The sequence below is a fragment of the Luteibacter sp. 22Crub2.1 genome (genome assembly GCF_900167995.1).
GTDB lineage: Bacteria > Pseudomonadota > Gammaproteobacteria > Xanthomonadales > Rhodanobacteraceae > Luteibacter > Luteibacter mycovicinus.
Window position 1 is genome coordinate 21,959 of record NZ_FUYT01000009.1, and the last position, 11,838, is coordinate 33,796.

Genomic DNA, 11,838 nt, shown 5'->3' on the forward strand with positions numbered 1-11,838 from the left:
GTAGCCCGCGAGGCGGCCCGGGGGCGACCCGGGCCTGCGACGCGTCGCCGCGATCAGCGCATCAGGGTGGATTTACCGAACAGCGATTCCACCAGGTCCACCGCCAGCTTGGCGGTCTGGTTGCGCTTGTCGAAGGCCGGATTCAGTTCGACGATGTCCAGAGAGCCTACCCGGCCGGTGTCGGCGATCATCTCCATCACCAGCTGGGCTTCGCGGTAGTTGGGTCCTCCGCGCACCGTCGTGCCTACCCCGGGGGCGATCGACGGATCGAGGAAGTCGACGTCGAAGCTCACGTGCAGATGGGTGTCCTCGTCGACGCCGGCCAGAGCCTCTTCCATCGCCGCCTTGATACCGATCTCGTCGATGTAACGCATATCGTAGATGTCGATGCCCACCTCGTGGACGAAACGCTTTTCGCCCTCGTCCACGGAGCGGATGCCGATCTGGCGGAAGACGTCCGGCGAGGTGGCCGGCACCGTGCCGCCGATATGGGTCAGGACGTCTGGGCCGTAGCCGCACAGGCAGGCCACGGGCATGCCGTGGATGTTGCCGGACGGGGTGATCTGGCTGGTATTGAAGTCCGCGTGGGCGTCGAGCCAGAGCACGCGAAGCTTCTTGCCCGTGTCACGGCAGTGACGCGCCACGGCCGAAATCGAGCCGATCGCCAGGCAATGGTCACCGCCGAGCATGATCGGCAGGTGCCCCTCGGTGAGCGCGGCATGGATCGCGTCGTGTACCGCGGTGTTCCAGGCCACGACGGCGTCGAGGTGGCGATAACCGTCCACCGGGGGCTCCCACGGATTCAGGGGGCCGACCAGGTTGCCGCGATCGACCACATGCATGCCGCGCCTGGCCAGGCGCTCGGCCAGACGGGCGACGCGCAGGGCCTCGGGGCCCATGGAGCTGCCGCGGTGGCCGGCGCCGATATCGGTGGGGGCGCCCACGAGGGCAACCGAACGGGTGGTGGGACTCATCGGGATGTACTCAGCATCCGGCAAGTTTACACGGGCCTTTAAAACACCCACGTTGCAGCGCGTCAGGGCATGTGAAGACCGACAGGCCTCCGGTCAGTGCGATGAGACGTAGGGCGACGGCGTCATAGCCGCGGGCAGCGCGAAGTTCCGCTTCATGCGCTCGACCTCTTCGACCGGTGGCCTGCCGAACAGGCGCTTGAACTCGCGACTGAACTGCGACGCGCTTTCATAACCTACCGCCGTTGCCGCCGCCGCTGCTGTCGCGTGCTCGCGAAGCATGAGCAGACGTGCCTGATGCAGCCGTGTGGACTGGACGTAGCGCATGGGCGACGTCCCGGTCATCGCGCGGAAGTGGACATGAAACGTCGGCGCGCTCATGGCCGCTTCATCGGCCAGTTCGTCGACGCTCAGCGCATCGCGGTAGCGGCTGTGGATCATCCGTATCGCTCGCGCCACCATGCCGAACTTGCCTTGCTGTGCCAGCGCGGCGCGCAGCGACCCGCCCTGCGCACCGGACAGTATCCGGTAGTAGATTTCGCGCACGAGCGCCGGGCCCAGAACGTCAGCTTCCGGTGGCCTGGCCAACGCTTCGAGCAGGCGAAGCACGGATACCGCGAGCGCATCCTCCATCGGCGAGGCGTACAGCCCTCGCGGAGACGCGGTGGACGATCCCTGTCGTTCGTCGATCCGCATGCACAGGTCGGCCGCCATCCCGTGATCGAGACGAAAGTAGATCGCCAGCAACGGTTCTTCGGCGGACGCATCGGTCTCCATCGTGAAGGGCACGGGCACCGAAACCACCAGGTAATGCTCGGCGTCGTAGACGAAGACCTCATCACCCAGCAGCCCCCGCTTGCGCCCCTGCACCACCACGACGATGCCGGGTTCGTAGAGCACAGGCGTACGACTCAGCGGCCGGTCGGACCGCAGGAGCCGCACGTCGGCCAGCGGCGTCAGGGTGTAACCCTCCGCGGGTGCGAGCTCGCGAAGCAGGTCGATCATGCGGCGTCGGAGGTGGAAATCCATGCCGACATGGTCCGCCTTATCGCCTGTCCCGGCAATCGTCACTCATAGGATCAGGCAAGCATGCCACACCCCAGGCCATGGGAGGCAAGGGGTGCGGAGCCTAGCATGGCTCCCCTACCTGACCAGGAGAGCATCCATGTCCAGCAAGACCTTTTTCATCACGGGCGTCAGCAGCGGTTTCGGCGAGGCCCTCGCCCGCGAGGCCCTCGCTGCCGGCCATCGCGTGATCGGCACCGTGCGCAACGACGAGGCGCGCCGTGCGTTCGAAGGGCTCGACGAGACGCGCGCCCACGGCATGCTTCTCGACGTCACCGATATCGATGCGATTCCTGCCGCCGTGTCCGACGCGGAAGCGCGCTTCGGACCGGTCGATGTGCTCGTCAACAACGCCGGTTACGGGCACGAAGGGATCTTCGAAGAATCGCCGCTCGAAGAGATGCGCCGACAGTTCGAGGTCAACGTGTTCGGTGCCGTGGCGGTCATGCAGGCCTTCGTGCCACGGTTTCGCGAACGCCGCCGCGGCCACATCGTGAACATCACCTCGATGGGCGGCTTCATCACGATGCCGGGCATCGCCTACTACTGCGGCAGCAAGTTCGCTCTGGAAGGCATCAGTGAGGTGCTGGGCAAAGAACTGAGTCCGTTCGGCGTCCATGTCACCGCCGTGGCACCCGGCAGCTTCCGTACCGACTGGGCGGGCCGGTCGATGCAGCGTTCACCGCGCAGCATTCCGGACTACGACGCGACGTTCGATCCGATCAGGCAGGCACGCCAGGAGAAAAGCGGCAAGCAGCTCGGCGATCCGGCAAAGGCGGCGAAGGCGATGCTCGCGCTTGTCGAGTTGCCCGCTCCGCCAGCGCATCTCCTGCTCGGCAGCGATGCATTGGCTCTGGTCCGCGACAAGCTCAAGGCGATGGCGGACGACATGACGAGGTGGGAAACACTGACGCGCTCGACGGATGGTTGATCATCCGATGGTGCCGACACCCGGATTCGAACTGGGGACCTACCGCTTACAAGGCGGTTGCTCTACCAACTGAGCTATGCCGGCGAAGTCGCGAAGTTTATCAGAAGCAGCCCGTTGGTCGAGCACTCACCGCCGGATTGCGCAGGTTGCGGCGAAGGTCGGCGCCACCGTCATCCGGGACAACCACATCCAGCCACCAGACCGGCGTCGTCTCCGTACGCTCACTCATCCGTGCGGGGAACCCGGCGGCAACGACTTCGTCGCGGCGCTTGCGGGCGTTGGCGGGATCATGAAAAAGGCCCAGCGCAACCGAGTTCTGCAACTCCCCCTGGGCCGTCACGACGAAATAATCCTTGATGCCCTTCGCTTCGAGCCGACGGGCCTGGGCCAGCGCCAGTTCGCGTGTCGACTGCGAAGGAAGGAACACGCGCCAGCCGCGGGATTCGCTGGTCGTCTCCTGGCGCTGACGGCTGCGGACCGTGCGCGGTGCGATGGCCGTACGCGCGGTGCGCAGGTCGACCTGATTGGCGAAGGGACCGATGGCCAGGCATTTGTAGCTGCGGCGGGGACTGGTCGGCGCGTCGGGCTGTGTCGGCGCGGTATCCACCGCAGCCCGGGGCGCCGTGGGTGCCGGTTTCGCCGCGGCGGCAGCCAGCGCCGCTGTCGCCGAGCTGCCGGAGACCGGCGTCACGGGCGAAGAACTACCCGGCGTGCTCTTTGCAGACGTCGCGGGTGGCGTTGGCGCTGCTGCCGGGGCCGGTGCCGGTGCCGGTGCCGGTGCCGGTGCCGGTGCCGGTGCCGCCATGCTGGACGTGGTCGTGCCGGCCGCAACCGGGCGCCCGGCAGCGGCCGCGGGCGCCGTACTCGCGCCTGCGGGCACTTCGGCCAGCAATTTCAGTCGGGGCACGCCGCTGTCAGTGGGATCCACCGCGTGCTTACCGGTATCGCCCAGCAGCAGCCACGCGGCTACCGCGATATTGAGGGCGATCAGCAAGACGAAGAACAAACGCAGCAGCATGGTGGCCTTGGGCTTACGGTGGGGCCTGCTCGCGTTCCCCTGTAAGAACCGGCGGCGTCCGGATTCTAGGCGATCTTGGCGGTTTCGGTGTGTGCTTTGGCCCAGACGGCCAGACCCCGAAGGACGGTATCGGGCACGAGCAGCACCTCGCGCTCGAGCAATGGCGCCAGTACAGCCGCATCGCCGCCACCGAGGGTCACCGTGGGGTGGCCGCCAAGCAGGGGTGCCGAACGCTCGACAAAGCGGTCGACCAACGCGGCGCAGGCCTGCCAGCAGCCCGATGCCAGGCCATCGGCGGTGTTATCGGCAAGGTCGCGTACCGCACCTGCGCCACCCGGGCGTACCTGCACGGTCGCGCCCAGTACGGATTGCTGCATCAGCAGCGGCCCCGGTGCGATCCATCCGCCGAGGTGCCTGCCGTCGGCATCCAGCGCATCGAGCGTCAGAGCCGTGCCGACGCTGGCGAGGACGCAGGGCGAGCGACCCGCCGCGTGCGCATCGACCAGGGCAAGGAAGCGATCCACGCCGAGGCGATGAGGTTCGGCATACGCATTCGTGACGCCGCAGGCTTGCGCGGGCGTACGGACCCAGACCGGCGGGAGGCCGAACGCCTTCTGCGCCGCCACGGCGACCGCGGTCTCGCGGGCGGGATCCACTACCGACGCACCGACGACACGAACCGGCGCCGGCCAGGACGCCCACAACGTCGCCAGTTCGTGCGCGATATCCGCATCCCAGCCAAAGGCCCCGCGATGACTGAATTCGGCGCCATCGAGCAGCGCGAATTTCAGTCGCGTGTTGCCGAGGTCGAGCAGAAGAATCACGCGCCACTCCTGCGGACGGAGACATCCGCACTATCGACGGTCACGGACTGGCCGTCGGCACGACGCACACGCAAGGCACCGCGCTCGTCGACACCCTCTCCGGTGGCGTTGTACTCGCCGCGAGGATCGATGACGCGAAGTGGCTGGTCGCGCAACAGGTCGTTGGCCGCGTATTCGTCGGCAAAGGCCGCGAAGCCATGTCGCTCGAACGCGAGCAGCCCCTCCGCAAGCGCGGACACGACCGCCGCGGCGACGCGATTGCGTCCCGGCGGCTGGCCGCCAGTGAGTTCCGCCAGGTCGGTGATCGGTTGTCCCGCACGCTCGTGCAGCGTGTCCGGGAGCCGGATGTTGAGACCGACGCCGATGATCGCCGCGCAGGGACCGGAGTACTCGCCGGACAGCTCCACCAGGATGCCGGCCAGTTTGGCCTGACCCGCCAGCACGTCGTTGGGCCACTTGAGCCCGGCCGTGCGGACGCCGAGGTCGTCCAGCGCGCGGATCAGCATGACACCCACGGCCAGCGAGAGGCCCGACAACGACGCGAACCCCGAGTCGAAACGCTTCAGCACCGACAGGTACAGGTTCATGCCCGGCGGCGAGAGCCAGGTCCGGCCGCGCCGCCCGCGCCCTGCCGACTGGGCTTCGGCCATGACGAAAGCCAGGTCGTCCAGCGTGGGAATACGCCGCGCCAGCTCGCTGGACGTGGAGTCGATATCCCAGTGCACCTCGAGCATGCCCACGTGCGACGAAAGCGCAGGCTCGAGCGCCGTGCGGATGCGCTGACCGTCAAGCAGTTCGGTCGCCCACGGAAGCCGGTAGCCGCCGCCCACCTTCGCTTCGACGGGCACGCCTTTCAGACGAAGCGTCTCGATCTGTTTCCAGACGGCGGCACGGGTCACACCGGCCTGACGGGCCAGAGTGGCGCCGGACACGGCATCGCCGCCGGCAAGGGCTTCCAGGAGGTCGCGTGCGAGCATGGGCTGCCGTAAGGCCGTCAGGCGGCCGGTGTCGGGGGGAGGGAGAGCCGGGGCATCGGGTAATTCTAGGGCAGCCGCGAGGATTTCGCCCGCATGGCGCCGCAGAGCCCGATGACACACCTCCAGCACTGGCACCGTTTCGAAATATCTGAGAGGATCGGTCGGTCCCCCGGCACGTCCGGGGCCCACGGGGTATACCGATGAACGCCAGACCCTACATCTTCGGATGTCTGTGCCTCGTCGGTGCCATCGGCACCGCCGCCGCTTCCGACGTCAGCGTGACCAACAGCCTGCTTTCGCTGGGCCGGTCGGTGTCGTCGTCGTTCGATGCCGGATCCACCTCGCGCTCCAGTTCCAGCCAGAGCAGCCGCGACAGCGGCAGCGGCGACGTGACCACCGCGAGGCAGGTCAATAACGCGCAGGCCAGCCCGGGTCAGGCGCCCATGCCACCCCCCGTCGAGGCCGACGCCGATATGCATGATGGCTCTTCGAGCGGTCACGGCGCGGGGCCGACCTGGCAGTCCATGCTTCCCGGGTCGATCTTCTAAGAATCCGCCGGCCGTCGTGTGAGCGTTTTCCAGTCGTTACTTGCGCGTTTTCGCGCCCCCGTCCCGCCCATCGACGACACACTCTGGGCACACGCCCTGACCCGCGTTCCGCTGGCGAACGCGCTGGACGCGCCGCGAGCCCACTACCTGCGCCAACTCGCTGCGTATTTTCTCCACACCAAGCGATTCCACGCACTGGGCGACGCCGCGCTGGATGATTTCTGGCGTCTTGCCATCGCCATGCAGGCCAGTCTCCCTGCCCTGCCGCACGGCCCGAAGGTCTTCAAAGGCTGGACCAATGTCCTGGTCTACCCCGGCGAATTCAACGTCCGTCGCAGTCACCATGACGCACCCACCGGCGTGATCACCGAGAGCGACGACACCCTGATCGGCGAAGCGTGGGAGCGCGGCCCGATGATCCTTTCGCTGGCCGACGTGGCGCTGGATCTCGAAGCCCCGTGGGATGGCGTCAACGTGGTGATCCACGAAATGGCGCACAAGCTGGACATGCTCGCCGGCCCCGCCAATGGCGTGCCGCCTCTACCGGGGGGCATCAACCGAAGGGAATGGATCGGGAGCATGCAACAGGGCTTCGAACGACTCTCGAAGGCGGTGGGTCGTCGACGCAAGACGGCGATCGATCCCTATGCGGCGGAAGCGCCCGAGGAATATTTCGCGGTGACAAGCGAAATGCATTTCTCGCAGCCCGCCTTGCTGCGTGAGGCGGAGCCGGACGTGGCGCGCCTGCTCGATGCCTATTACGGACCATCGCCTGCGGACTGACGATCCTCAGGCGGGCGGAATACGCACGCTGAAACGTGCGCCACCGAGCTCTTCCGAGTGATCGACGTGCAGCTCGCCCTGGTACGCCTTGACGATGTCCTGCACGATCGACAGCCCGATACCGTGGCCCTGCACGCGCTCATCGCCGCGCACGCCACGTTGCAGGATCTTCTCGATCTTTTCGTCCGGAATGCCGGGGCCGTCGTCTTCGACAATGAGTTCGAGACCCGCGCGTCCGCGCACCTTCGCCACGGAACGCGCGGTGAGCAGGACGCGATGGGAGGCCCACTTGAAGGCGTTCTCGACCAGGTTGCCCATCAGTTCCAGCAGATCGCCCTGCTCGCCCGGGAACGAGACGCCGTCTTCGATCTCGAACTCGCACAGCACGTTCTTTGCGGCGTAGACCTTTTCCAGGCTCTGCACCAGATCTTCCGCATGACCGGCGATCGGCTCGACCGAGGCGATGGTGCGACGACCTGAAGTGGCCGCGCGAGACAGCTGGTAAGCGACCAGCTCGTCCATCTTGCGCACCTGCTCGAGGATGTCGCCACGCAGCGAGCGCGCGTCGGCTTCGTTTTCCAGTTGCGAGCGCACGACGGCCAGCGGGGTCTTCAGGCTGTGCGCCAGATCGGCCAGGGTGTCGCGATAACGCGTACGCTGCTCGCGCTCGCTGTCGATGAAGGCATTTAGACGCTTGGTGAGTACCGTCAGTTCCATCGGATACGGGCCGTCGAGGTGGTCGCGCGTGCCGCGCTCGATATGCGCGAGATCGCTCGATACACGGCGCAACGGCAGCAGGCTCCAGCGCAGCAGGAACAGCTGCAGCAGCATGAGCATCATGCCGAGCATGGCCAGCCAGAGGAACTGCGTCCGACGGTAGGTCGCCACCTGCCGCTCGAACTGATCTTCCGTCTGCGCGACGGCGAAGGTCAGCGGCACACTGCGTTTATCGGTACTGTCCAGCGACACGCCGTAGCTGAAGACATAGAGCTTGCCGCTGCGCGTTTCCACCGGCTCGAACGCCGTCTCGCCGGGCGACAGCATGCGCACGAAATCGAAATCGCGGCCCAGTGCCGACGACGACTCCCAGCGGAAACCGTCGTTGCCGACGATGATCGCGTAGAGCCCCGAGCCCGGCCGCGAGAAATCGGGATTGGGCTGACTGTCGGGCGTGGTGACCTTTCCGGCGCGGGTGATGTCGGTACCGGTGATATAGGCGATGGCGTAGTTGTGCAGCCGGTCGTGCATGGCCGACAGCTCGGACGCGTAGTTGGCCTTGTTCTGCGCCAGGCCCGTCAGGCCCAGAAAGGCGGCCAGCGCGAAGCCCGTCGCCAACGCCGCGCGCGCGGCCAGCGACAGCGGCCGGCGTTTGGTCGGTGGAGCGTTATCCATGCGTCCAGCTTACCTCGGGACGGTGCAGCGACTTTGCTGCACCGTCCACGGTTCGCTCAGTCTTCGTCCGCTTCGTTACGCGGAATCGCGAAACGATAGCCGCGACCGCGGACGGTCTCGATCGGCTTGAGCGCGCTTTCGGGATCCAGCTTACGGCGCAGGCGGCCGATGAAGACCTCCAGCACGTTGGAATCGCGGTCGAAATCCTGCTGGTAGATGTGCTCGGTGAGGTCGGCCTTGGAGACCAGCTCACCCGCGTGCAGCATCAGGTATTCGAGGACCTTGTATTCGTAGCTGGTCAGGTCGACCTGACGGCCTTCGACGGTGACCGTCTGCGCCGTGGTGTCGAGCTTGATCGGGCCGCAGGCGAGGACCGGCTTGGACCAGCCGCTCGCACGACGCACCAGCGCATTGATACGGGCCAGCAGTTCCTCGACGTGGAAGGGCTTGACCAGGTAGTCGTCGGCGCCGTGCTTGAGGCCTTCGACCTTGTCCTGCCAGCTGCCACGCGCCGTAAGGATGAGAATGGGATAGCGCTGGCCGTGCTCGCGCAGGGCTTTGACCAGATCCATGCCCGACAGCTTGGGCAGGCCCAGATCGATGATGGCAAGGTCGAAGGGGACCTCGCGACCGAGGTACAGGCCCTCTTCGCCGTCCTGGGCGGCATCGACGGCGAAGCCGTCACGTTTCAGCCGCGCGGCGAGGGTCTCGCGAAGCGGGGCCTCGTCCTCAACGAGCAGGATGCGCATCAATGTTTCTCCTTGTTGTCCCCGGCACTGGCGTCCAGGGGCTTGGCGGTTTCGGTTCGGACGGGCACCACGCGGACGTGACCGTCCAGCGTAAGGACCTTGACCCGGTATTCGGTGATCCGGCCGCGCTCGACGAGTCGCGTATCCGCCGACAGCACTTTTCCCCCGGTGTCCTTCTGGACCTTGCTCACGGCCTGCTCCAGCGTCAGCGACTGGTCCGCCTGGGCGGCCACGGGCAAACTGACGCAGAGCGCGGCGAAAAGTAGCGGACGAAACGTGATTTTCATGTCTGGCGCGGGCAGCACGACGGGCAGTAGTCGACCGATCATGCCGAGGGGCGCCCCGCCTGAAGCTGAACGAAACCTAGGCGGCTTGCCGCAAGGGTGCCATCGCGGACTCGATGAGGCCCCAGTCGGCTCCCGGCAGGTGCGAGCCCTCGCTCAGCTGGCGACGGAATCCGCGCGCTCCCGGCTCCCCCTGGAACAGGCCGAGGATGTGCCGGGTGATGTGCTTGAGCTGGGTGCCACGGGCCAGTTCGGCCTCTATATAGATGCGCATGCGATCGAGCACATCGGCCCGGTCGGGCAGCGCCGTGCCGTAGAGGTCCGACTCCAGCCGGGCGAGCACGAACGGGTCATGGTAGGCGGCACGGCCAAGCATCACCCCGTCCACATGGGCCAGGTGCTCACGCACCGCCTCGACCGTGGTGATGCCACCGTTGATGACGATGGTCAGGTCGGGGAATTCGCGCTTCAGCCGGTAGACCCGCTCGTAGTCCAGCGGCGGAATTTCCCGGTTTTCCTTCGGGCTCAGGCCTTCCAGCCAGGCCTTGCGCGCGTGCACCACGAGAATGCCGACGCCAGCCTCGACCATCGTGGTGGTGAAACGCTGAAGGTCGGCGTATTCGTCCTGGTCGTCCACGCCGATGCGGCATTTGACGGTGACCGGGACATCCACGACGTCCGCCATGGCCCGGACGCATTCGCCGACCAGGTCAGGCTCGCGCATGAGGCACGCCCCGAACTTGCCGGACTGGACACGATCCGAGGGGCAACCGACGTTGAGGTTGATCTCGTCATACCCCGCCTGCGCGCCGAGGACCGCCGCCTTCGCCAGCTCGACCGGGTCGCTGCCACCGAGCTGGAGCGCCACGGGGTGCTCTTCGTGACTGTGCTCCAGGAGACGTAGCTGATTGCCGCGCACCAGGGCCGCGCTGGTGACCATCTCGGTGTACAGGCGGGCATGGGGCGACAAGAGTCGGTGGAAGTACCGGCAGTGACGGTCCGTCCAGTCCATCATGGGCGCAACCGTCAACCGCCACGCGTCGTTGTGTGGCGCCGTAGCCCTATCTGACGCGGCATTTACGAGGTTTTCCATGTTGCACGTTCTCGGGGATGGATGGAGATTTTAGAGGGTTTTCGTAAGCCCGGCGCCGACGTCCCCCCGCCTTCAGTAGCGGTCCGATCTTGAGTCCAGAATTACTGTAACTATTTTGCGTAGGCGGCGGGCGTCAGCCCGCCCAATGCTTTTTTCGGTCGCTCCTCGTTGTATTCACGACGCCAGTATTCGATTTCTGTGCGTGCGTGCAGAAGGCTGGGAAACCAGTGCTCGTTGAGGCATTCATCGCGCAGCCGTCCGTTGAACGATTCGATGTAGGCGTTCTGGTTCGGCTTGCCCGGCTCGATAAGCCTCAGCTGCACGCCGCGGTCGTGAGCCCAGGCGACCATCGCCTTGCCACAGAACTCCTTTCCGTTATCGCTATGAATTACCCTCGGTAGGCCGCGTGTGACGGCCAGGCGATCTATGACGCGCGTCACGCCGATGCCCGAGATGGCTCGCTCAATTTCTATGGCAACAGCCTCGTGCGTCCCGTCGTCGACGATCGTCAGGCATTTGATGACGCGGCCCTCGGCGGTGCGGTCAAACACGAAATCAATCGACCAAACCTCGTTCGCAGCCGCCGGGCGAAGCAGCGGCTGCCTTTCGGCCGGCGGGACTTTCTTTCTTTTGCGCCGCCGCACCTGGAGGCTGACCTCCTGATACAGGCGCTCCACTCGCTTGTCATTCACCGCCTGCCCGGCCTGGCGGAGCTTCAGATAGATCATGCCCACGCCATAGCGTTTATGGCGATTTGCCAGCGCGCAGATCATCTGGCGGAGTTCGACGTTACGGTCCGGGCGCGGCTCATAGCGGTAGGCGCTTGCGCTCATGTCGGCAATCGCCAGCGAACGGCGCTCGCTCAACTCTCGGCCGACAAGATAGCGCACCAGCTCACGCCGGTCCGGTGCGCTCACCATTTTTTTCGCAGGGCATCCTTGATGACCTCATTTTCCAGAAGCTGCTCGGCCAGCAGCTTCCTCAGTCAGCCGTTCTCGGTCTCCACGTCCTTAAGCCGTTTGGCCTCCGGCACGCTCATGCCACCGACCTTGCTGCGCCACAGATAGTACGAGGCCTCACTAAAACCGTGCTCGCGGCACAGGTCCTTGACCGGCATGCCGGCCTCGACCTCACGCAGGAACCCAATGATCTGCTCTTCGGAAAAACGCTTCTTCACGTCCAATCTCCTTCTCGTGGGGGATT

General features: G+C 65.9%; 12 protein-coding genes, 1 tRNA gene and 1 pseudogene. 3 read left to right on the plus strand and 11 right to left on the minus strand.

Going from position 1 to position 11,838, the window contains the following annotated elements:
- Window positions 1–53 precede the first annotated feature (53 nt).
- Window positions 54–974 carry an arginase gene (gene rocF / locus B5X73_RS10780; RefSeq protein WP_079521686.1) on the minus strand — a complete coding sequence of 307 codons (921 nt, stop codon included), beginning with the start codon at window positions 972–974 and terminating at the stop codon, window positions 54–56.
- A gap of 93 nt (window positions 975–1,067) precedes the next feature.
- Window positions 1,068–2,000 (minus strand): AraC family transcriptional regulator, encoded by a 933-nt coding sequence (locus tag B5X73_RS10785; protein ID WP_217699769.1) that lies wholly within the window; start codon window positions 1,998–2,000, stop codon window positions 1,068–1,070.
- 136 nt (window positions 2,001–2,136) lie between these two features.
- Between B5X73_RS10785 and B5X73_RS10790 the strand changes: the two genes are divergently transcribed.
- The gene (locus B5X73_RS10790; RefSeq protein ID WP_079521687.1) at window positions 2,137–2,967 is read left to right on the plus strand and encodes an oxidoreductase; all 831 of its coding nucleotides are present in this window, start codon (window positions 2,137–2,139) and stop codon (window positions 2,965–2,967) included.
- Between the two features lie 8 nt (window positions 2,968–2,975).
- Here B5X73_RS10790 and B5X73_RS10795 read toward each other — a convergent pair.
- The 4 genes from B5X73_RS10795 to B5X73_RS10810 all read right to left on the minus strand — a co-directional run bounded on the left by B5X73_RS10795 (window position 2,976) and on the right by B5X73_RS10810 (window position 5,786).
- Window positions 2,976–3,051, minus strand: a tRNA-Thr gene (locus B5X73_RS10795).
- A gap of 16 nt (window positions 3,052–3,067) precedes the next feature.
- Complete coding sequence (locus tag B5X73_RS20650) at window positions 3,068–3,985, minus strand: SPOR domain-containing protein (RefSeq protein WP_079521688.1); 918 nt, start codon at window positions 3,983–3,985, stop codon at window positions 3,068–3,070.
- Between the two features lie 65 nt (window positions 3,986–4,050).
- On the minus strand, window positions 4,051–4,809 hold the full coding sequence (locus B5X73_RS10805) for a type III pantothenate kinase (RefSeq protein ID WP_079521689.1): 759 nt from the start codon (window positions 4,807–4,809) through the stop codon (window positions 4,051–4,053).
- On the minus strand, window positions 4,806–5,786 hold the full coding sequence (locus tag B5X73_RS10810) for a biotin--[acetyl-CoA-carboxylase] ligase (RefSeq protein ID WP_079521690.1): 981 nt from the start codon (window positions 5,784–5,786) through the stop codon (window positions 4,806–4,808). Before B5X73_RS10810 ends, B5X73_RS10805 begins: the two co-directional genes overlap by 4 nt.
- Window positions 5,787–5,986: 200 nt before the next feature.
- Here B5X73_RS10810 and B5X73_RS10815 point away from each other — a divergent pair, with 200 nt between their 5' ends.
- Together B5X73_RS10815 and B5X73_RS10820 are read left to right on the plus strand one after the other, a co-directional pair.
- The gene (locus B5X73_RS10815; protein WP_036115884.1) at window positions 5,987–6,334 is read left to right on the plus strand and encodes a hypothetical protein; all 348 of its coding nucleotides are present in this window, start codon (window positions 5,987–5,989) and stop codon (window positions 6,332–6,334) included.
- Between the two features lie 18 nt (window positions 6,335–6,352).
- On the plus strand, window positions 6,353–7,117 hold the full coding sequence (locus tag B5X73_RS10820) for a M90 family metallopeptidase (RefSeq protein WP_079521691.1): 765 nt from the start codon (window positions 6,353–6,355) through the stop codon (window positions 7,115–7,117).
- A 6-nt stretch (window positions 7,118–7,123) separates the two neighbouring features.
- Here B5X73_RS10820 and B5X73_RS10825 read toward each other — a convergent pair whose 3' ends face one another.
- The 5 genes and pseudogenes from B5X73_RS10825 to B5X73_RS10845 form a co-directional block, all read right to left on the minus strand.
- Entirely contained in the window at window positions 7,124–8,509 is a 1,386-nt protein-coding gene (locus B5X73_RS10825) for an ATP-binding protein (protein WP_036115890.1), read from the minus strand.
- Between the two features lie 56 nt (window positions 8,510–8,565).
- On the minus strand, window positions 8,566–9,258 hold the full coding sequence (locus tag B5X73_RS10830; protein WP_036115892.1) for a response regulator transcription factor: 693 nt from the start codon (window positions 9,256–9,258) through the stop codon (window positions 8,566–8,568).
- Window positions 9,258–9,587: a PepSY domain-containing protein gene (locus B5X73_RS10835; protein WP_139382742.1), complete on the minus strand. Its 330-nt coding sequence runs from the start codon at window positions 9,585–9,587 to the stop codon at window positions 9,258–9,260. Before B5X73_RS10835 ends, B5X73_RS10830 begins: the two co-directional genes overlap by 1 nt.
- A gap of 34 nt (window positions 9,588–9,621) precedes the next feature.
- Window positions 9,622–10,635 carry a tRNA dihydrouridine(20/20a) synthase DusA gene (gene dusA / locus B5X73_RS10840; RefSeq protein ID WP_079521692.1) on the minus strand — a complete coding sequence of 338 codons (1,014 nt, stop codon included), beginning with the start codon at window positions 10,633–10,635 and terminating at the stop codon, window positions 9,622–9,624.
- A 110-nt stretch (window positions 10,636–10,745) separates the two neighbouring features.
- Window positions 10,746–11,752 (minus strand): annotated as a pseudogene (locus B5X73_RS10845) (IS3 family transposase).
- Window positions 11,753–11,838 lie beyond the last annotated feature (86 nt).

What these genes read in the sequence shown, in the direction of transcription:
- rocF (WP_079521686.1), bottom strand. Translation starts at nt 974, where the DNA reads ATGAGTCCCACCACCCGTTCGGTTGCCCTCGTGGGCGCCCCCACCGAT.
- B5X73_RS10785 (WP_217699769.1), bottom strand. Translation starts at nt 2,000, where the DNA reads ATGGATTTCCACCTCCGACGCCGCATGATCGACCTGCTTCGCGAGCTC.
- B5X73_RS10790 (WP_079521687.1), top strand. Translation starts at nt 2,137, where the DNA reads ATGTCCAGCAAGACCTTTTTCATCACGGGCGTCAGCAGCGGTTTCGGC.
- B5X73_RS20650 (WP_079521688.1), bottom strand. Translation starts at nt 3,985, where the DNA reads ATGCTGCTGCGTTTGTTCTTCGTCTTGCTGATCGCCCTCAATATCGCG.
- B5X73_RS10810 (WP_079521690.1), bottom strand. Translation starts at nt 5,786, where the DNA reads ATGCTCGCACGCGACCTCCTGGAAGCCCTTGCCGGCGGCGATGCCGTG.
- B5X73_RS10815 (WP_036115884.1), top strand. Translation starts at nt 5,987, where the DNA reads ATGAACGCCAGACCCTACATCTTCGGATGTCTGTGCCTCGTCGGTGCC.
- B5X73_RS10825 (WP_036115890.1), bottom strand. Translation starts at nt 8,509, where the DNA reads ATGGATAACGCTCCACCGACCAAACGCCGGCCGCTGTCGCTGGCCGCG.
- B5X73_RS10830 (WP_036115892.1), bottom strand. Translation starts at nt 9,258, where the DNA reads ATGCGCATCCTGCTCGTTGAGGACGAGGCCCCGCTTCGCGAGACCCTC.
- B5X73_RS10835 (WP_139382742.1), bottom strand. Translation starts at nt 9,587, where the DNA reads ATGATCGGTCGACTACTGCCCGTCGTGCTGCCCGCGCCAGACATGAAA.
- dusA (WP_079521692.1), bottom strand. Translation starts at nt 10,635, where the DNA reads ATGGAAAACCTCGTAAATGCCGCGTCAGATAGGGCTACGGCGCCACAC.